17 protein-coding genes and 1 pseudogene are annotated in these 19150 nt (G+C 38.8%); 14 read left to right on the top strand and 4 right to left on the bottom strand.

Features of this window, described 5'->3' with window-relative positions; genetic code table 11:
- Positions 1–192: pseudogene (locus tag QMF37_RS14860) on the bottom strand (IS110 family transposase); the annotation flags it as partial.
- A 936-nt stretch (positions 193–1128) separates the two neighbouring features.
- Here QMF37_RS14860 and QMF37_RS14855 point away from each other — a divergent pair.
- The 3 genes from QMF37_RS14855 to QMF37_RS14845 all read left to right on the top strand — a co-directional run bounded on the left by QMF37_RS14855 (position 1129) and on the right by QMF37_RS14845 (position 3695).
- Positions 1129–1962 carry a GDP-mannose 4,6-dehydratase gene (locus QMF37_RS14855; protein WP_283478713.1) on the top strand — a complete coding sequence of 278 codons (834 nt, stop codon included), beginning with the start codon at positions 1129–1131 and terminating at the stop codon, positions 1960–1962.
- A 132-nt stretch (positions 1963–2094) separates the two neighbouring features.
- Complete coding sequence (locus QMF37_RS14850; protein WP_283478712.1) at positions 2095–3255, top strand: glycosyltransferase; 1161 nt, start codon at positions 2095–2097, stop codon at positions 3253–3255.
- A gap of 197 nt (positions 3256–3452) precedes the next feature.
- Positions 3453–3695, top strand: a complete 243-nt coding sequence (locus QMF37_RS14845; protein WP_283478711.1) for a hypothetical protein — start codon at positions 3453–3455, stop codon at positions 3693–3695.
- Between the two features lie 428 nt (positions 3696–4123).
- Here QMF37_RS14845 and QMF37_RS14840 read toward each other — a convergent pair whose 3' ends face one another.
- From QMF37_RS14840 to QMF37_RS14830, 3 genes are all read right to left on the bottom strand, one after another.
- Positions 4124–4354 carry a hypothetical protein gene (locus QMF37_RS14840; protein WP_283478710.1) on the bottom strand — a complete coding sequence of 77 codons (231 nt, stop codon included), beginning with the start codon at positions 4352–4354 and terminating at the stop codon, positions 4124–4126.
- A 712-nt stretch (positions 4355–5066) separates the two neighbouring features.
- Positions 5067–5990 carry a polyisoprenyl-teichoic acid--peptidoglycan teichoic acid transferase TagU gene (gene tagU / locus QMF37_RS14835; RefSeq protein WP_283478709.1) on the bottom strand — a complete coding sequence of 308 codons (924 nt, stop codon included), beginning with the start codon at positions 5988–5990 and terminating at the stop codon, positions 5067–5069.
- 14 nt (positions 5991–6004) lie between these two features.
- On the bottom strand, positions 6005–6790 hold the full coding sequence (locus QMF37_RS14830) for an SGNH/GDSL hydrolase family protein (RefSeq protein WP_283478707.1): 786 nt from the start codon (positions 6788–6790) through the stop codon (positions 6005–6007).
- 181 nt (positions 6791–6971) lie between these two features.
- Between QMF37_RS14830 and QMF37_RS14825 the strand changes: the two genes are divergently transcribed.
- The 11 genes from QMF37_RS14825 (at position 6972) to QMF37_RS14775 (ending at position 19146) form a co-directional block, all read left to right on the top strand.
- Entirely contained in the window at positions 6972–7694 is a 723-nt protein-coding gene (locus QMF37_RS14825) for a YveK family protein (RefSeq protein ID WP_283478706.1), read from the top strand.
- Between the two features lie 3 nt (positions 7695–7697).
- A complete protein-coding gene (locus QMF37_RS14820) occupies positions 7698–8399 on the top strand; it encodes a CpsD/CapB family tyrosine-protein kinase (RefSeq protein ID WP_058384535.1) in 702 nt (233 codons plus the stop codon).
- Between the two features lie 49 nt (positions 8400–8448).
- Positions 8449–9216 carry a tyrosine-protein phosphatase gene (locus QMF37_RS14815; RefSeq protein WP_283478704.1) on the top strand — a complete coding sequence of 256 codons (768 nt, stop codon included), beginning with the start codon at positions 8449–8451 and terminating at the stop codon, positions 9214–9216.
- Between the two features lie 126 nt (positions 9217–9342).
- Positions 9343–11175, top strand: a complete 1833-nt coding sequence (locus tag QMF37_RS14810; RefSeq protein ID WP_283478702.1) for a polysaccharide biosynthesis protein — start codon at positions 9343–9345, stop codon at positions 11173–11175.
- Positions 11176–11213: 38 nt separating this feature from the next.
- On the top strand, positions 11214–11795 hold the full coding sequence (locus QMF37_RS14805) for a sugar transferase (RefSeq protein WP_283478718.1): 582 nt from the start codon (positions 11214–11216) through the stop codon (positions 11793–11795).
- Between the two features lie 13 nt (positions 11796–11808).
- Positions 11809–12678 (top strand): NAD-dependent epimerase/dehydratase family protein, encoded by an 870-nt coding sequence (locus tag QMF37_RS14800; protein ID WP_283478701.1) that lies wholly within the window; start codon positions 11809–11811, stop codon positions 12676–12678.
- An 85-nt stretch (positions 12679–12763) separates the two neighbouring features.
- The gene (locus tag QMF37_RS14795; protein ID WP_283478700.1) at positions 12764–14038 is read left to right on the top strand and encodes a glycosyltransferase family 4 protein; all 1275 of its coding nucleotides are present in this window, start codon (positions 12764–12766) and stop codon (positions 14036–14038) included.
- A 17-nt stretch (positions 14039–14055) separates the two neighbouring features.
- Positions 14056–15066: a Gfo/Idh/MocA family protein gene (locus QMF37_RS14790; protein WP_283478698.1), complete on the top strand. Its 1011-nt coding sequence runs from the start codon at positions 14056–14058 to the stop codon at positions 15064–15066.
- A 25-nt stretch (positions 15067–15091) separates the two neighbouring features.
- Positions 15092–16423, top strand: coding sequence for a nucleotide sugar dehydrogenase (locus tag QMF37_RS14785; RefSeq protein WP_481861832.1), 1332 nt, complete (start codon positions 15092–15094; stop codon positions 16421–16423).
- A 25-nt stretch (positions 16424–16448) separates the two neighbouring features.
- Positions 16449–17969 carry a lipopolysaccharide biosynthesis protein gene (locus tag QMF37_RS14780; RefSeq protein WP_283478697.1) on the top strand — a complete coding sequence of 507 codons (1521 nt, stop codon included), beginning with the start codon at positions 16449–16451 and terminating at the stop codon, positions 17967–17969.
- A 382-nt stretch (positions 17970–18351) separates the two neighbouring features.
- The gene (locus QMF37_RS14775) at positions 18352–19146 is read left to right on the top strand and encodes an O-antigen ligase family protein (protein WP_283478695.1); all 795 of its coding nucleotides are present in this window, start codon (positions 18352–18354) and stop codon (positions 19144–19146) included.
- The last annotated feature ends 4 nt before the right edge of the window (positions 19147–19150 follow it).

The following is a 19150-nucleotide window of genomic DNA, read 5'->3' as shown; positions in this document are numbered from 1 at the left end:
GGCAGAGGCGGCATTGAATTCAAACGGTTTGACGAGGATATCCCCGTATACATTGCAGATCATCGCGGCGTTCACAAACTTGGCGGCATCAATCGCCACAATACAAATCTTTTCGGCATTTGCCCCTCTCATCAAGCGGTTCCAATGACTTCCGTTGTTCCCCTGAATATGGTTAAATGTAGACAGAACCATTGTTTTCAGCTCCTTTTGGGTGGGTGGGTATTTCGGAAGTTCTGTGATTGGTACTTCTTGTATACCCAGAAAACAATGGTTCTTTGCGCCGTTATCTATCTATTTCATATAGTAGGGACGTGCTCCCAAGGTTCTGCACAACTCTTTCAAAAAAGAGTGCTTGTAGTTTTTGTGGGGTTTTAGAAGTCGCCTTCGAGCGCTTTGGGCATGGCTTTCGCACAAAGCCGAGAAGTACACTCGTCTTCGTGCTTCGCCTAGCCCTTGGCGCGCCTCAGCTGGCGTTGGGGGAGACTTAGCGAACTTACTTTGTTTGGGTGTGATAGTGGGTGTGGGGTTCTGGAATCGCTTGGCGGCGGTGGTGCACGCGCCGGCGCTTTTATCGTGAATTTTGTGGCCGACACAGGGACGTGCTCCCAAGCCAAGGTTCTGCACAACACTTTCAAAAAAGAGTACATATAGTTTTTGTAGGGTACTAAACATCGCATTCGGACATCGTGGGCAATGAGGCGCTTTCCGTATATGATACTTTTAACGAATAGCAATAATACTTTTTTGACCACTCAACAGACGAAAATACATTCTCTTCAACAAATCCTCTACTTTAAAGATAGTCCATAAGAACCGAATATTAATACGTTGTACTAAATGATATCCTTTTAAAGGTAAAATACATCAAATAAATTCCATTTTAATAAATATTCCTGACTAATTAAAATAGAAATACACCTATAGACTAATTATTTTTTCGTTTAATGATGCAAAGTATCTAATTACATTGTATAATGATTAAATATTTAGAAAATAATATCTTTTAACCTACTTTTAACACGGATGTCATAACATTGGAAGTATAACTGGTGCGAAAGAAGGGGGCGCTAGGTTTAATTGCTTAGGTGACTCCAGATTTCAGTAATCCAGCAAGAAAGGTGGAGGGCAGTGAATACTAAGACCATACTTATTACAGGTGGCCACGGATTTATCGGCTCCCATATCATCCAGTATTATTTAGATAAATACCCAGACTATCAAATCATTAATATTGACTACAATACAGAAGCTGGCTGCTTAGAAACTCTCTCAAAACAAGCGGCGCGCTATGCATTTCGCCGTGTGGATATTCGCAATGCGTATGCCATCAATCATTTGTTTGAGCTTTACGACATAACGGATATTCTCCATTTCGCAGCAGAAACGCGCAGTATGGACTGTGTTGGTGAAATTCGGCTGTATGAACAAACCAATGTTTTGGGAACGATGAACCTATTGTATGCCGCGCAAAATGCTTGGATGCTAGATGCGCATCAGCCCGACCCTAAGTACGCAGCATCTCGTTTTCTTCACTTATCACTGACGGATGCAAAACAAGAGACTTTATATAGCGAAAGCAAAGAAAAAGCCGATAGAATGATCCAGCGGTTCCATGAGCAATGCGGCTTGAATAGTGTCACTACTGCCAGTCCTGAAATCTTCGGTTCTATGCAGCAAGACGACAAACTGACTGCGGGTTACTTTCATCAAGCGTTAGAGGGCAAGCTCGACTCTTCAGACGAAATGACCCATAAACTGCAAGTTAATGATCTATGCGAAGCAATCGACACGGTTTTTCGTTTGGGAGAAGCTGGCGAGCGGTATGAAATCGGTTCAAATGCGCATGTAGGAGACAAAAGACTTGCTTGGAGCACTACCTCGTTGCAAGGGGATCATTTCCCGGGAAATAACCAAGAGAATGGACAAGCCAACAGCGTATTTTCTCTCGAATCACCACATTAACATGCGGCTCGAAAGGTCCGCGCACAAGACACCATTCAGGCAGGACTTATGCATAAGCTTTGATTGGCATAGTAATGAAACAATCAAGGTTTCAATAAATAAAGGAAACAGACTAGTAGATGAGGTGAAGTTATGAGTACATTCAGTAATGCCCGTTTGTTTAATGTTGAAAAACCAAAGCGTCCCATCAAATCGATTGCACTGATTCATAAAAACATGAAGCCTGGTGGGGTAGAAATGCTTGTTGTTCGTATGGTCAAATGGCTCAGTACGAACGGCTACAAAGTGACGTTGTTTCTGTTTAGTAACGGCGGTCCTTTGCTACGCGAACTCGAATCGATTGAAGGCGTTACAATTGTTGTCGATGAAGACGCAAGTAATCCGTCGGTGAACTTATGGCTCGTCACAAAAATGCTGAGCAGGCGATTAGAACAGAAATTCGATTTGGTGTATTCGTTTGGGCCGATGTCGTTTTTGTTATCGTATCTGTTACCGGCGAGTAAGCGCATGTCGGGTGTTTACAATCCGAACAGTTACGCACAAAAAGGACTGCACGGAACGGTCAAAACACTCAAACTAATCGATCCCAACTACTATCAAAAACTGCTGTTTATGAATCCGTCTGTTAAAGAAAAAACCGAACAAGTAATTGGCGAACCGTTGGAAAACGCCATTTTCCCATTGCCTCTGGATTTTTGTGCACCGACGAAAACATTAGGCAACTTCCATTCGCGTCGCATCATTTCCTTCGGTCAGCTTGCTGAATTTCGCACTTATAATTACTACATGATTGATATTATGGAAAAGCTCATCCAAATCGACCCAGAATTCACCTACCATATTTACGGAGACGGCCCAGGACAAGACAGCTTACGCCAAAAAATCAACAACTCCGCAGCGCGTGATCACATTTTCATGCACGGCAAGTTTACTTGCGATGACAAAAGGCGCGGGTTGCCGAACACGTTTTGCTTTGTCGGGATGGGCGTTCCGTTAATCGAAGCAGCAGGTTGCGGCATTCCGGGAATCACCGCCAAGATCAACGACCAGTTGGGATTAACAGAAGGCTTTCTGCACCAACTGCCACCATACGAAAGTGGCGAATCGTTCTCAGCAGACAGCGAACTGTATAGCGTTCAAGCGCAAATCGAACAATTGCTGTCGAGTGAAACGCGGTATCACAAAGTTTCAAAGCATGACCGTGCCAAAGCCAACGAATTTGAAAGCAATCACGTCATGGAAAAATTCATCAAAGAAGCAGAAGTGGAGAAATACGCCTTCCGGTTACATTAACAAAAAATAGGTATTTCGATTGGTAAATTAAAAAAGTGTATAGTTGTAGCTGCATATAACGTGTTTATCAAAATGTCGCAATAGTTAATGCGTCATTTTGACTAGTAATATCTATACAAAACTACTATAATGGGAATATTAGAGAGAGAGAAGTTCATAGGGCCTATAAAAAAATCAGAAAGTGAGCTGAAGGACTTATGGGGGAATACGAGTCTTATAAAGAAAAAATAGAAAAACGTCACAACAAAGCATTGGTAGAAGTCATTAAAGACCTTTACATCCATGAAGATCTAGGGCCATCGGTAAGCGCCAAACAACTAGGCATACCGCGTCAAGCCTTCATCCATTTTGTGCAACACTACGATTTAAAAAAACTCAAGTTCGGTGAATTTGAAAAAACCGACGATCTTATCGAAACTTCAGATCACCCAATAAAATAATCCAAAACCCCGCTCTTGCATTTCAAGAGCGGGGTTTTGTGTTGGAAGGGAGAAGGCAACATTTTTCGTGAAAGTCGTGTATAAAAGTAAAAAAAATAGGTAGGAATAGCAAACACCGGGGTTTAAGAACAGGAAACACGGATAGAAACAGCAACCGTCTTTGCTCTACCCAAAGCGATTGTAGGCGACATCTAGAACCCCACAAAAACTACAAGCACTCTTTTTTGAAAGTGTTGTGCAGAACCTTGGCTTGGGAACACGTCTCTGGGTCGGACTCAAATTGAAGAACATTTTTGTCTAGCCCCAAGCAAGCAAAAAAATAGCACTCTCGAAGAGGAGAAGGCAACATTTTCGTGAAAGTCGTGTATAAAAGTAAAAAGAATAGATAAGAATAGCAAACACCCGGATATAACCCGCCACCTCACTTTTCAAACCAAGCGTCGGCGCGTGCACCACCGCCGCCAAGCGAATCCAGAACCCACACCCACTACATAACCCAAACAAAGTAAGTTCGCTAAGTCTCCCCAACACCAGCCATGCCCAAGCGTCCGAAGGCGATTAATAGAACCTCTCAAAAACTTCACTAACAATCCCGAATTCCACCAAAAAAAAGCGCCGGCGCGTGCACCACCGCCGCCAAGCGAGTCCAGAATCCACACCCACTACCCCCACCAAAAAAGTATCTTCGTTGAAATCCCCCACACCACCAGCCGAGGCGCGACAGGGGCTAGGCGAAGCAATAAGACGAGTGCACTTCTCGGCTTATTGCAAGAGCCAAGCCCAAGCGTCCGAAGGCGACTAATAGAACCCCTCGAAAACTCCACCAACAATCCCAAAACCCACAAAAAAAGCGCCGGCGCGTGCACCACCGCCGCCAAGCGACACCAGAACCCACACCCACTACCCTCACAAAAAAAGTATCTTCGTTGAAATCCCCCACAACACCAGTCGAGGCGCGACAGGGGCTAGGCGAAGCAATAAGACGAGTGTACTTCTCGGCTTAATGCGAGAGCCAAGCCCAAAGCGCCCGAAGGCGACACCGGAACCCCTCGAAAACTCCACCAACAATCCCAAAACCCACAAAAAAAAGCGCCGGCGCGTGCACCACCGCCGTCAAGCGACACCAGAACCCACACCCACTACCCCCACAAAAAAAGTATCTTCGTTGAAATCCCCCACACCACCAGCCGAGGCGCGACAGGGGCTAGGCGAAGCAATAAGACAAGTGTACTTCTTGGCTTATTGCAGGAGCCAAGCCCAAAGCGCCCGAAGGCGACACCAGAACCCCTCGAAAACTCCACCAACAATCCCTTCCACAACCCCCAACAACAAAAAAAGCGCAATCCCACAACAGGACCACGCTCACCAACCTTACATATTCAAATGCGTCTTCAACGTCGACTGAATCTCCGCAAGCTCCGCATCATCCATAACATAATACCAAATCCCATTAATCGTCTCGCCCGTGCCATCCTCCACCATCAACTGATCAACCGTACCGATCGCATCGCGGTAATTCGACTGCACATCCATCATCTCATCAAACGTCATATTCGTCCGCACATTATCACCAAGCGCCGTGAAAATATCCTGGTAATTCAACAAGCTATTCACCGAAGCCCCTTTTTTCATAATCCCTTGAATCACTTGCTTCTGACGATTCTGACGACCAAAATCACCTTCAGGATCCTGCTTACGCATGCGTACATACTCCAAAGCCTCTTCGCCATCAAGCGCAATCGTCCCTTTAGCAAACTCATCGAACGCTAACGTGTTGTTCACTTCCACACCGCCAACCGCATCGACAATATCTTGGAAACCTTCCATGTTCACTTGCATCACATAGTCAATCGGAATATCCAACAAGTTCTCAACCGTCGCCATCGACATTTCAATGCCACCAAACGCATAGGCGTGGTTAATCTTATCGGTCGTGCCGCGTCCAATAATCTCGGTATACGTATCACGCGGAATCGAGACCATTTTCGTCGATTGGTCTGCGGGGTTGATGGTCATAACCACCATCGTATCCGAGCGTCCACGATCATCTTCGCGTTCATCAACACCGAGCAGCAACACCGAAAACGGATCTTTGTCACTCAGCACAACTTCTTGGTCCGTCGTGCGTTTGTCGGATGCTTCGCGTTCGATCGGTTCATGAATTTCTTCTAAGGTGTTCGTAAAACTCGTATAAACCGTAAACAAATAAATGCCGAGACCGATTACAATGACACTGAGTATGCCGAATACCCATGGCCATTTTTTCTTCTTGTTTTTCTGTTCTCTTCTGCCCATCAAACGAATCTCCTTTAGTTAGCGATAAAATACGCTTCCAGTTCTTGTGCCCATAATGCAGCGCCTTTGTCATTGGGTAACCCGTCTTGCGTCAAATAGTCTTTCAGACCGATATCGTCCGTATCTGGCCATGCAGACCAGTGATCAATATACGTATAGCCATTCGTTCCAGCAAATTCACTTAACGCTGTAATCTGCGCCAAATAATAACCCGCACCAAAAATTGGTTGAGCAGGGTGGAGTACGATAGCGGCGTCTGCTACCTCATTCGTAAGTCTCGCGTCAAACGCTCGAATGTGTTCGCGTTCTTGTTCAATCGCGATGCGGTCGTTGTTCATCAACGTCATCGGCTCAAGAAGTACGACGTCATAACCTGCCGAAAGATCCACTGCTGCAAGCGATTCAGAAGTTCCTTCCATAGAAGTAACCGCCACATCGATAAATTCCCCGTACGCGTCTTCTAACGAAACAGTCAGTCGCTCCGCGTAACCCGGCTCACCAGACTCCAGCGCTGCAGAACCAGCGATAAGGAATTTCAAGCCATCCCCTTGGTCGTTTCTGTCAGCAAAAATTTCCTGCAATTGTTCGTCCATGTTGGCAGTCAAACCGTCCACGTTCACAGAATCGACATTTTCTTCCTCAACCTTGTTATCCTTCTTCTTATCTACAGCCGCAGTCTCTTCTACTTCGGGCGTAGCCAATACATTATCTAGCTTGTCTTGCCACGTGAAGTAGCTAAAAACTAGCGCAATCACACAAATAATAACAGCTAACACAGCTCCAATTTTATACAAGTTCATCTAAATACTCCTTTCAAAAAGCACCAATACGTATCAATTAACATAGCATAAATCATTCTAATAGCCTATTAAACTTTTTGAAATTGGAAGTTCTTTCTACACTCTCCTATGTTATACTATTTTATGTTGTTTATTGAACAATTATGATAAGAATTTGAAATTTAAAGGAGATAATTACGACATGGAAGAAACCATTAGCTTACAAGACCTGTTTAAAACACTAAAAAAACGGGCTGGATTAATAGCATTGTTAACCATTTTAGCCATTACGATCGCAGGGGTTGTATCGTTCCTAGTGTTAACTCCGATGTATGAGACTTCCACACAAATCTTGGTCAACCAAGAAGCGACGGAAGCTTCCCAACTGACCAACCAAAACATCCAAACAGACCTTCAATTGATCAATACATATTCCGTTATTATCAAAAGCCCAGCGATTCTAGACGAAGTATCTAGTCAGCTTGGTCTTGATATGTCCGTCGAAGCATTAAACAGTAAAATTACTGTGGCAACGGCTGAAAATTCGCAAGTCGTCAATGTGACCGTACAAGACGAAGATCCGGCACTGGCCGTTGATATTGCCAACACCACGGCAAAAGTGTTTGAAGGCGAGATCAAAGAGTTGATGAACGTTGACAACGTGTCAATTTTGTCACCAGCCGTATTAAAAGAAAATCCGTCACCTGTCGCACCGAACCCGATGCTCAACATGGCAATTGCCGCTGTCATTGGCTTGATGCTCGGTGTCGGTATCGCATTCTTACTGGAATATTTGGATACGACGATCAAAGATCAACAAGACATCGAAGACATTCTGGGCGTTCCGTTGCTCGGAGTGATTTCACCGATTAAAGAAGAAGCAAAACTAGAACAAGCGACAACATCGAAAAGAAGGGCGGGATAGACGATGGCAAGAAAGAAAAAGGTCTTGCAGGAAACTGCACGTAAACTCATCGCATTTACAACACCACGCTCTTTCGTAGCAGAGCAATTCCGTACATTGCGTACCAACATCAACTTTTCGTCACCAGACGCAGAAGTCCATACACTAGTCATCACCTCAGCAGCGCCTTCTGAAGGAAAATCAACGACGGCTGCCAACTTAGCAGTTGTGTTTGCACAAGAAGGCAAAAAAGTATTGATCGTTGACGGTGATATGCGAAAACCAACGACGCATTATACATTCCGGATGGGGAACACAATTGGTTTATCTAGTGTGTTAACGCGTCAAAACACCATTGATGAAGTGATTCGTCCAACAGCGGTTGAACACCTCGACTTGATGACATGTGGTCCGATTCCTCCAAATCCAGCAGAACTATTAGCGTCAAGATCCATGACTACTTTAATCGACCAACTCAAAAACCGATACGACTTGATCATTTTCGATGCACCGCCTGTGTTGTCCGTAACCGATGGACAAATTTTGGCGAACAAATGTGAAGGGACGATTCTTGTCGTCAGTTCAGGCAATACCGAAAAAGACATGGCGGTCAAAGCCAAAGAAGCAATTGAATCTTCGAATAGTCGATTGATTGGTGCCGTATTGAACAACTTCGCGCTGCCAAAAGACAATTATTATTACCAATACTATGGTACGAAAGAGTAAAAAGGACTCCCTTTTTACTTTTTTTAAAGCACTAAAGGAGGAAACACCAATGATCGACACGCACGCCCATATTCTGCCTGGACTTGATGATGGAGCAGAGACAATGGAACAAACAAAGCGACTGCTGGAAAAAGCGGTAGAAGAGCAACTTACCGGCATTATTGCAACGCCGCATGCTTTTCATCCAAATTTTACGACCAATCTCGCGGCTTTAAACAAGCAATTAGAAGGGGTCAATAGCTGGATTGCCGAACAGCAATTGCCGATTACGATTTACAGCGGACAAGAATGCCGTTTAGGTGAAAAACTGCCTGAAAAACTAGCTGCAAAAGAAGCCTTAACACTCGCGGGGTCACGTTACGTATTGTTAGAACTGCCGTCTTCTGGTATTCCGGCGTATACCGTGCCCATTATTCAACAGTTAATCATGAAAAACTACGTACCGATTATTGCGCATGCCGAGCGTAACCAAGGCATTATCGAAAAACCAGAGCGCTTGAAAAAGCTCTTGCTTCACGGTGCGATGGCACAAGTGACGGCGGGTTCTGTTGCAGGCAGCTTCGGGAAAGCCATTCAACGCACGGCGATGAGCTTGATCGATGCCAATTTGATCCACGTTTACGGCTCTGATGTCCACAGCTTGGACAAACGGCCATTCCTCTTTAACGAAGGCCTCGATTATTTGGAGAAAAAACAACAGCACGACATGGTGGATATTTTCCTAGAGAACAACGAACGCATCTTGTTGGATGAACATTTCCATGTATTAGAGCCTGAAGACATCTCTAAAGGTAAATGGTGGAAACTATTTACTTAATAAATAGCAAAAAAGTATTATTTTGTTTGAAAAATCCTTTCATTTCCATTTAATCGTGTGTTAGAATGAGGGAAGATTTTTACCCAGTTAAGTTGAAAGTACTGGATTTTGAAAGGAATGACCCTCATGTCACTGAAAAACCGCGTTTCGTTATTACTCATCGTTGACTCGATTATTGTCTTTTTCTCTATTTTTGTCGGTTATTATGTGCTGTATCCTTATGACCATGTATTGCAAAACCATTTCTTGTTAGCGAGTGCATTAACGATTTTTGTCGCGCATCACGCGCTGGCGATGTACTACGGCTTGTACCGAAAAGTGTGGGAATACGCGTCCATCGGTGAATTGGCGTCTATTTTCAAGGCGGTTACGTGGTCAATCGTAGTTATTGGAATCGTCCAATTGGTTTACAGAGGCGATGTGTTGTTCCGTGCCTTACTCATTACGTGGATGCTGCATTTGTTGTTGATCGGTGGATCGCGTTTGTCTTGGCGTTTGTTTCGAGACAACAAGATGAACCCAAAAACGTCAGACTTGAAACGGACGTTAATCGTCGGTGCCGGAAAAGCAGGCAGCTTAGTGTCCCGTCAATTACTCGCCAATCCGGAAAATGGCTTGTTGCCGGTCCTGTACGTAGATGACGACAAAAACAAGCAAGGCTTGGATATTTACGGTGTCCGCGTCGTGGGCAATACAAAAGACATTGCTGACATCGCAATGGACAATAAAATTGACACCATCATTATCGCCATCCCGTCACTCGGCAAGCAAGAAACAGCCGAGCTGATTCAAACGTGCATGGACTCAGGTGTCCGTACACAAACCATTCCACTCATTGAAGACATCATGACCGGTAAAGTATCAGTGACGGATATACAAGACGTCAAAATTGAAGACTTGTTAGGTCGCGATGAAGTCAAGTTGGATATGGACAAAATTGCCAGTCAACTGACGAGTAAAACCATTCTCGTCACAGGCGCCGGTGGTTCCATCGGTTCTGAAATCTCGCGTCAAATCGCGCGTTTCGGTCCAAAGAAACTCCTGCTTCTCGGACACGGCGAAAACTCGATTTACTTGATCGACATGGAGCTGCGTCAAACCGTAGCACCGGACACCGAAATCATTCCGATTATCGCGGACGTTCAAGACCGCGAACGCATTTTAGACATTATGAATACATACAAACCGGACGTGGTGTACCACGCAGCAGCACATAAACACGTCCCGCTGATGGAAAGCAATCCGATGGAAGCAGTCAAAAACAATGTGTACGGCACAAAAAACGTCGCAGAAGCAGCACATATGAGCAGTGTTGGTAATTTCGTTATGGTGTCAACCGACAAAGCCGTCAACCCACCAAACGTCATGGGCGCAACGAAACGTTTTGCCGAAATGATTGTTCAAAATTTAGCGAAACGCAGCGACACAAAATTTGCGGCTGTTCGTTTTGGGAATGTGCTCGGCTCCCGTGGCTCGGTCATTCCATTATTCAAAAAACAAATCGCAGCAGGCGGTCCGGTTACGGTAACCGATCCACGCATGACACGTTATTTCATGACCATTCCAGAAGCGTCGCGTTTAGTCATTCAAGCGGGGACACTCGCTGAAGGCGGCGAAGTGTTTGTCTTGGATATGGGCGAGCCGGTGAAGATTGTAGATCTGGCACAAAACTTAATCCGCTTGTCGGGTTACGCAGAAGGCGAGATTGGCATTAACTTTTCTGGGATTCGTCCTGGGGAGAAGCTGTTTGAAGAATTGTTAAATGATAATGAGATTCAGACTGAGCAAGTGTTTCCGAAGATTTATATTGGGAAAGCGAATCCGGTTAGTGAGGGTGAGCTGACTTATTTGTTGGAGAAGTTGCCTGAGATGCGGAATGATGAGGTAAAAGACGTGCTGGTTGGTTTGGCGAATCGGAAGAATGTAGCGACTCCGAAAGTGGAAGTGGGCACGGCTTGATCGTTAAAGTGAAAAATGCAGATAGAAAGGAGAACCTAATGTTCTCATTCACGAAAAGAATACTAGATTTTGCGTTATCTTTATTTATAGTCCTTTGTTTATCTCCTGTTCTTCTGCTGTTATGCATTTTGATAAAAATAGATTCACCAGGTCCCATTCTCTTTAAACAAAAGCGTGTGGGGAAAGATAAAAAACATTTTAACATTTTAAAGTTCAGAACGATGAAAATTGATACACCAAATGATATGCCAACGCATCTGTTAGAAGATCCTGATTTTTTTATCACAAAAACAGGGAAGTTTTTACGTAAGACGAGTCTTGATGAACTGCCTCAATTGTTTAATATCTTAAAAGGGGAAATGAGTATTATTGGTCCTCGTCCTGCGTTATGGAATCAGTATGATCTGATTGCAGAGCGGGATAAGTACAGAGCTAATGACATATTGCCAGGGTTGACGGGGCTTGCGCAGATAAGTGGTCGAGATGAATTGGCTATTGAAGTGAAGGCAAAGATTGACGGGGAGTATGTTGAGAAGATGAGTCCGGTGTTGGATTTTAAAGTGTTTTTTGGGACTGTTGCGAGTGTTTTGAAGAGTGATGGGGTTAAAGAGGGAAAATAAGAGGTGTAGAGCTATGCGCGTTTTAGTAACAGGAGAAAATAGTTATGCTGGCCGACAGTTTGAAAAGAGGATAGTAGATCTTGAAATGGATTGGGAAGTTGATTTTCTTTCTGTTCGTAATGATGGATGGAAGATGAAAGATTTCTCAAGCTATGATGCTATTTATCATGTGGCTGCTATTGTTCATCAAAAAGAAAAATCAGAAAACGAATCTTTATATTACAAAGTAAATAGAGATTTAACTTTTGATTTAGCAGAGAAAGCGAAATTAGAAGGAGTTAAGTCTTTTGTTTTTTTGAGTACGATAGCTGTTTATGGGCTTATTGGAAGAATTGGTGAAGATACGATTATTTCTAAAGAAACCAAAGAGAATCCTACTTCTTATTATGGTAAAAGTAAGTTGGAAGCGGAACAAAAGATAAATGTACTTCAATCGGATGATTTTCATGTTTCTATATTAAGAATTCCCATGATTTATGGATATGGTTGTCCTGGAAATTATAGTGCTCTTAGTAAGTTGTCCAAAAAAGTACCTTTATTCCCTAAAATAAATAATAAGAGAAGTTTAATTTTTGTGGATCATTTATCTGATTTAGTAAATCACTTAATTATGAATCGGACTTCTGGATTGTTCTTAGTTAAAAATCCAAATGATATTAATACTTTAGAGATGGTTAATGAAATCGCAAAGAGCAATGATAAAAAAATTGTTAATTCCAATCTGCTGTCTTTTTTTGTGAAGTTATTTGGTAACCAGTTTGGTGTTACAAGGAAAATGTTTGGCAGCATTATTTATAAAAATGAAGATTGTAAAATAGATGGTTTTCAATACACTAATTTAAGTTTCGAGGAAAGCATTGCTCGAGCTGAGGGTAAAAGTTAAAAATCGATTTTATAGAAAATGGAATTTTGGGGAGTTTATTTCTGAGAAATATGATATTCAACAAAGAAAAGAAAGGAATACATGAATGCTTAAAAAAATGAAGAATATCTGGTTTTTTCATCATTATGCTACTCCACCGGATCGTCCCGGTTTAACAAGATCTTTTGATTTTGCAAGAAATTTAAATAATAAAGGATACGATTGTACTATTTTTTCATCATCTTATCTTCATTATGCGAGTGAGAATATTATAAATGATAGCTCATTGTATAAAATAGAAATTTATGACGGTGTCCGATTTATTTTTATCAGAACTTCGAGCTACAAAAGTAATGGGATAAAAAGAGTGAAAAATTTTTTGGATTATTACTTTAATATATTTAAAGTTTCCAAAATGATTTTGAAGGAAATAGGAAATCCAGATACAATTATTGCATCAAGTGCTCATCCATTAGCTTTATTAGCTGGTCAAAAAATTTCAAAAAAATATAAAATACCTTGTATTTGTGAAGTCAGAGATTTATGGCCAGAAACATTCGTCGCTTATAAACTTTTAAGTCGTAAAAATTTGATTATGAAAATATTATATCGTGGGGAAAAGTGGTTGTATAAAAGAGCTGATAAATTGATTTTCACCATGGAAGGTGGAAGAGATTACATCAAAGAGCAAGGTTGGGATAAAGATTCTGGGGGGACAATAGATCTCAGAAAAGTGTTCCATGTAAATAATGGCGTCGATATTGAAAAATTCAATGATAATTTAATGAAATATACATTAAAAGATCAAGATTTGAATAATAAAGGAACTTTTAAAGTGATTTACACAGGTTCTATTCGAATGGTGAATAACGTTAAAAGTATTGTAGAAAGTGCAGAGTATTTACAAAAAAAATATTCGCAAGAAATAATGTTTTTAATATATGGACAAGGTGAGGATAAAGCTTACCTAGAAGAATATTGTAAGAAACATAATATTTTAAATGTAAAATTTAAAGGCTATGTAGAAAAAAAATATGTTCCATATATATTAAGTCAAGCAGATCTTAATGTCCTACATTTCACTAAAAATTCGGTGAGTAGATATGGGGCGAGTTTAAATAAAATGTTTGAGTATTTCGCGAGCGGAAAACCTACTATTTCTGATTGTGAATTTGGGTATGACCTAATTAAGAGGTATGAATGTGGGATAACAATAGATGATGCCTCCTCCGAAGAATTAGCAAAAGGTATCCAAAATTTTTACGAGATGCCTAGGAGTCAATACGGGGAATACTGTAGAAATTCTTTAAATGCAGCTCAAAACTACAATTTCAATAAATTAGCAGGTCAACTTACTGAAATTATTGAATACAAAAATTAGAGAATAGGTGAAATAAAATGAACTTTGCTATTATTGGTTGCGGATTTATTGCGAAAAAACATGCGTTGGCCATATCGAATATTTCAGGCGCAAACTTAATTGCTGTTTGTGATCGAATTCCTGGAACAATGGACTATTATATAGAGTCCTACGGAGCTACACCATATACTGATTCTGTTGAAATGCTAAAGGACTCCTTAATAGATATTGTATGTATTTGTACACCTAGCGGGTTACATGCTGCAATTACTGAAGAAGTAGCAGCAGCTAAGAAACATATAGTTTTAGAAAAGCCAATTGCTATGACTCTTGATGAAACAAATCGAATTATTAATGCTGCAAAAATAAATGGTGTTAAGTTAACTATTGTACATCCAAACAGGTTCAGAACAGTAGTTCAAGAAGCTAAAAAAATTCTTGATCAAAAAATGTTAGGGAAAATTAGCCATATAAATTGTTTAGTAAATTGGAATAGAGGTCAGGAATATTACGACCAAGCTCCATGGCGTGGTACCAAGGTACATGATGGTGGAGTATTAATGAATCAAGCTATTCATAATCTAGATTTACTTCTTTGGTTTATGGGCAAACCGAATGAAATTTTTAGCATGGATGCGACTAGATTAAGAGATATTGAAGCAGAAGATGTATCAACAGGAGTCATTCGCTTTGAAAGTGGGGCGTTAGCAAATGTACAAGCTTCGGTAACTGTCTATCCTAAAAATTTCGAAGAATCTCTAACAATATTTGGAGAAAAAGGCACGATTAAAATCGGTGGATCAAATGCGCTTTATTTCGAAAAATTAGAGGTAGAAGGTTTAAATGATTATCAGATTGAAGAAATTATTAATCGAGTTGAAAGAGATCCGTGGGGAATTCCAGGCCATCAAAGAATTATAGAAGAAATGATACATGCCATAGAAAAAAATCATGATCCTGCTGTGACGGGGGAAGATGGAAAACGTGCGTTAGAATTAGTTTTAGCTTTTTACAAATCAGCACAATCAAAAAAGCTTGTTAGTTTATAAAACAGAAGAATAGAGGAGATTGAATATGAAAACGAATATGTTAGAACACCTAGACCTTATACTAACGGAAAAACTAAATTCAAAAAATGCAACGATTGGTGTTGTTGGTTTAGGGTATGTTGGATTACCCCTAGCGGTAGAAAAAGCTAAGGCGGGATTTAATGTAATCGGATTTGATGTACAAGAAGAAAAAGTAAAGAATGTAAACGATGGCATTAACTATATTGGAGATGTTTTGCCTGCCGACCTTGAGTCATTAGTATCAGATGGGAAGTTAAAAGCAACTTCTGATTATTCCTTTATTAAGGAGGTAGATGCAGTAGCAATTTGTGTTCCTACTCCATTAGATATCTACAAACAACCAAATATGGCATATGTAGAGAGTTCAGCCAAAGCAATAGCTGCTAACTTTACAAAAGGCACACTGATTGTTTTAGAAAGCACAACTTATCCAGGTACTACTGAAGAATTAATTAAACCAATTTTAGAAGAGTCTGGTATGGTTTGTGGAGAAGATTTCTTTTTAGCATATTCTCCAGAACGAGTAGATCCTGGAAATAAAGATTTTAATACAAAAAACACTCCTAAAGTGGTGGGTGGCATTACTGAAAAGTGTACAAAGGTAGCTGCTGCAATGTATAGAGCAGTTTTAGATGGTGACGTTCACGAGGTTTCTAGTCCTGCTGTAGCAGAAATGGAAAAACTACTTGAGAATACATTTAGAAATATAAATGTGGCTTTAGCCAACGAAATGGCAATTCTGTGTCATAAAATGGGGATTGATGTTTGGGAAGTAATCGATGCAGCAGCTACAAAACCTTATGGCTTCATGCCATTCTATCCGGGTCCAGGTTTGGGAGGTCACTGTATTCCAATCGATCCATGGTATTTGACATGGAAAGCTAGAGAATATAATTATCACACTAAACTAATTGAAACTGCTGGAGAGATAAATGATAGTATGTCAGAATTTGTCGTGCAACGTTGCTCGGAAATCTTGAATACTCAAGGGAAATCAATGAAAGGATCTAAGATAGTGGTTATGGGAATAGCATATAAAAAAGATATTGATGATTACCGAGAATCACCTGTACTTCCTATTTTAGATGGATTAACGAAATCCGGTGTTGAATGGGAAGCGATTGATCCATTCATTTCAGAATTTAAATTAAACAATAAAGTAATTGAAACAATAGATCTAACTGAAGAAAAAATGCAGAATGCTGATTTAGTATTAATCGCTACAAATCACACTAAGTTTGATTATGAGATGATATTGAATTCTGCATCACTTGTGCTAGATACTAGAAACTCTTATGCAAATAAAAAATCATTACCTAAATTAATAAAACTATAATTAGAAAATGAAAAGTCGTGACTCTATGCGAAGTAAATTAGCATTAACTAATATTGGAGTAAATTTTATTACGCAAGTCATTGTAGCATTTCTAGGTTTTTTTTCTCGGGCTATTTTTATTGGTAATTTAGACATAACTTATTTGGGAATAAACAGCCTATTTACAAATATAGTGGGTTTACTTACTTTGTTAGAATTAGGGGTAGGTGCCGCTTTTAATTACAGTTTATATAAGCCATTAGCTGACAAAGATCATTCTAAAGTAAAGGCGTTAATGAAATTATTCAAAAAATTATATACTTACGTATCTTTGATTATAATTATAATTGGATTATCTATTTTGCCTTTTCTTGATATTTTCGTTAAAGAAGAAATCAAATACTTAGAATGGTATTTTATTCTATTCATCTTGGATGCAGCCATTTCTTATTTATTTTCATATAAACAAACGCTCCTATTTGCAGATCAAAAAGGATATGTTATATCTTTAATAAATGTAATTGTAAATATATTTACAACTATTATTAAAATATTTGTATTAATTTTTACTCAAAACTATTTTTTATATTTACTTGTAATGATATTTTCTCGATTAGTGCTCAACTATTGGATATTTAATAAAGCTAATAAAATGTATCCGGAAATTGAAAACTCAGAGATTGTAGAATTAACAATTCAGGATAAAAAACAACTAACAACCAATATAAAAGCTCTTTTTATTGATAGAATAAGTGGTTTTATAATTACAAGTACCGACAACATAATAATATCTGCCTTTATTGGTTTAAAAATTGTAGGAACTTATGCGAATTATTTTTTGGTAACTTCTACTTTCAATGTATTAATAAGTAAAATACTTACATCTATTACGCCGAGTTATGGAAACTTATTTGAAGAAAAAGATACGGATAAATCTTATAAAATATTTAATATACTCCAATATATAAGCTTCTTGATTTATTCTAGTTGTGCACTTACTATATATCTGGTAATTAATGACTTTATAGCGATTTGGATAGGTCAGGAATATGTTTTTAGTAATAATCTGGTGCTAGTAATAATAATTTCTTTTTTTGTTAATGGATCAAGACAATATTTAATGATTACAAGGACTGCTGGTGGACTATATTGGGCAGATAGATATAGACTACTAGCTGAAGCGATTTTGAATATAATATTATCTTTGATATTGGTACAATACTTAGGACTTATGGGAGTGTTATTAGGAACTTTATTTAGTATAGTTATAATTTCTTTCTATGTGGAACCTTTTTTAATTTATAAGTATTTATTTCCTAATAAAAATCTTAAGATATATTTCATTAAAACTCTCTATTATTACTTAGTAATATTCTTGCAATACAATCTATTAATAAAAATTAGAGAATACTTTTTTATCGACGGTATATTTAGTCTTATACTAGTTTCAGGATTTCTATTTATTTGCGCAAACCTTACATTTGTTGTAGGAACAATGTTCCTTAATGAATTTAAATTAGTATGCAGTTACTTGAAGATTTTTAAGTTTGCTAGAAAAGAGAAGTGATATGACAAAAATTTTAGCTTTTTTTAATAAATTAGTAATAAGAGACTATGTAGTATTTCTTTTTTTTTCCTATCAATCTTTAATTAGCATTTTAGTATTTTTTAATTTTCCGGGTATAAAAATTCTAACGAATACTAATATATTGGGAATAATGTATGTGTTAATAGTGGTATATATGCTTTTTTTATTGAGATATAGAATCAGCATATATACTCTAATGACTTTATACATTTTAATACTATCATTCTTAATAAGTTCCTTTAACTATGAATCGGTACCACATTTGTTTAAAATATTTTTTAGTAGTAATTTTATACTTACTTATATACCCACATTCGTGTTATTAACTACAGTTAAAGACCCAAAAAGGTTTATTAATATTTTGAAAGCTACTTCATATGTTGTTTTAATTGAATACAACTTAAGATGGAACTTCGAAAGTCAAATTAGCTATAACTATGAAGAATATATGAGTGCTGCATATAATGTAGTAATCTTTTGGGGAATATTAGCTTTAACATTTATAAGAAGTAAAAACTTTTTTGATTTATTACTATTGCTTTTTAGCTCTTACACAATTTTTATATATGGATCTAGAGGAGCTATTTTTGTAGTAATGATTTTATTAATATATTTGATATTGTTTCAAACGAAAAAGTTCAGTTTGATTAAATTTAGTTTTATTGGATTTGTAATACTTTTAGTCAGTTTTAAAAACTTTTTTCTGGAAAAGTTGATTAATTGGTTAACGTTAAATGATTTTAATACTTATACTGTTAAAAGAATTGTTTCGAATACAATTTTTGAAAGTGAAACACGGATGCAAATATACCATTCAGCATTAGATTTGATTAGAGTTAATCCATTCGGTTATGGCTTAGGAGCAGATAGATATTTACTAGGAGGAGAAGGATATTTTTCTCATAATATATTTATCGAATTAATATTAAGTTATGGAGTAGTTTTTGGTTTAGTTATTAGTTTTTTTATAATTTTTGTAGGACTAAAAATGATTTTTACAGTGAAAGATGAAAATTGGAGTGGACTTTTTGCACTTTTCTTTTTATCAGGAATTACTATGTTAATGTATAGTGGATCAATCCATGAAAATTATCAATTGATTGGTGCATGGGGAATTTATATTGCATATAGGCTAAGAACACAAAAAAGGAGTTAGTAAA

The organism is Planococcus sp. S3-L1, assembly GCF_030063085.1.
GTDB lineage: Bacteria > Bacillota > Bacilli > Bacillales_A > Planococcaceae > Planococcus > Planococcus kocurii.
This window is presented reverse-complemented; position numbering and strand designations above follow the sequence as displayed.

Coding starts and splice junctions, on each gene's coding strand:
- QMF37_RS14850 (WP_283478712.1), top strand. CDS start 2,095: ATGAGTACATTCAGTAATGCCCGTTTGTTTAATGTTGAAAAACCAAAG.
- QMF37_RS14845 (WP_283478711.1), top strand. CDS start 3,453: ATGGGGGAATACGAGTCTTATAAAGAAAAAATAGAAAAACGTCACAAC.
- tagU (WP_283478709.1), bottom strand. CDS start 5,990: ATGGGCAGAAGAGAACAGAAAAACAAGAAGAAAAAATGGCCATGGGTA.
- QMF37_RS14830 (WP_283478707.1), bottom strand. CDS start 6,790: ATGAACTTGTATAAAATTGGAGCTGTGTTAGCTGTTATTATTTGTGTG.
- QMF37_RS14825 (WP_283478706.1), top strand. CDS start 6,972: ATGGAAGAAACCATTAGCTTACAAGACCTGTTTAAAACACTAAAAAAA.
- QMF37_RS14820 (WP_058384535.1), top strand. CDS start 7,698: ATGGCAAGAAAGAAAAAGGTCTTGCAGGAAACTGCACGTAAACTCATC.
- QMF37_RS14815 (WP_283478704.1), top strand. CDS start 8,449: ATGATCGACACGCACGCCCATATTCTGCCTGGACTTGATGATGGAGCA.
- QMF37_RS14810 (WP_283478702.1), top strand. CDS start 9,343: ATGTCACTGAAAAACCGCGTTTCGTTATTACTCATCGTTGACTCGATT.
- QMF37_RS14805 (WP_283478718.1), top strand. CDS start 11,214: ATGTTCTCATTCACGAAAAGAATACTAGATTTTGCGTTATCTTTATTT.
- QMF37_RS14800 (WP_283478701.1), top strand. CDS start 11,809: ATGCGCGTTTTAGTAACAGGAGAAAATAGTTATGCTGGCCGACAGTTT.
- QMF37_RS14795 (WP_283478700.1), top strand. CDS start 12,764: ATGCTTAAAAAAATGAAGAATATCTGGTTTTTTCATCATTATGCTACT.
- QMF37_RS14790 (WP_283478698.1), top strand. CDS start 14,056: ATGAACTTTGCTATTATTGGTTGCGGATTTATTGCGAAAAAACATGCG.
- QMF37_RS14785 (WP_481861832.1), top strand. CDS start 15,092: ATGAAAACGAATATGTTAGAACACCTAGACCTTATACTAACGGAAAAA.
- QMF37_RS14780 (WP_283478697.1), top strand. CDS start 16,449: ATGCGAAGTAAATTAGCATTAACTAATATTGGAGTAAATTTTATTACG.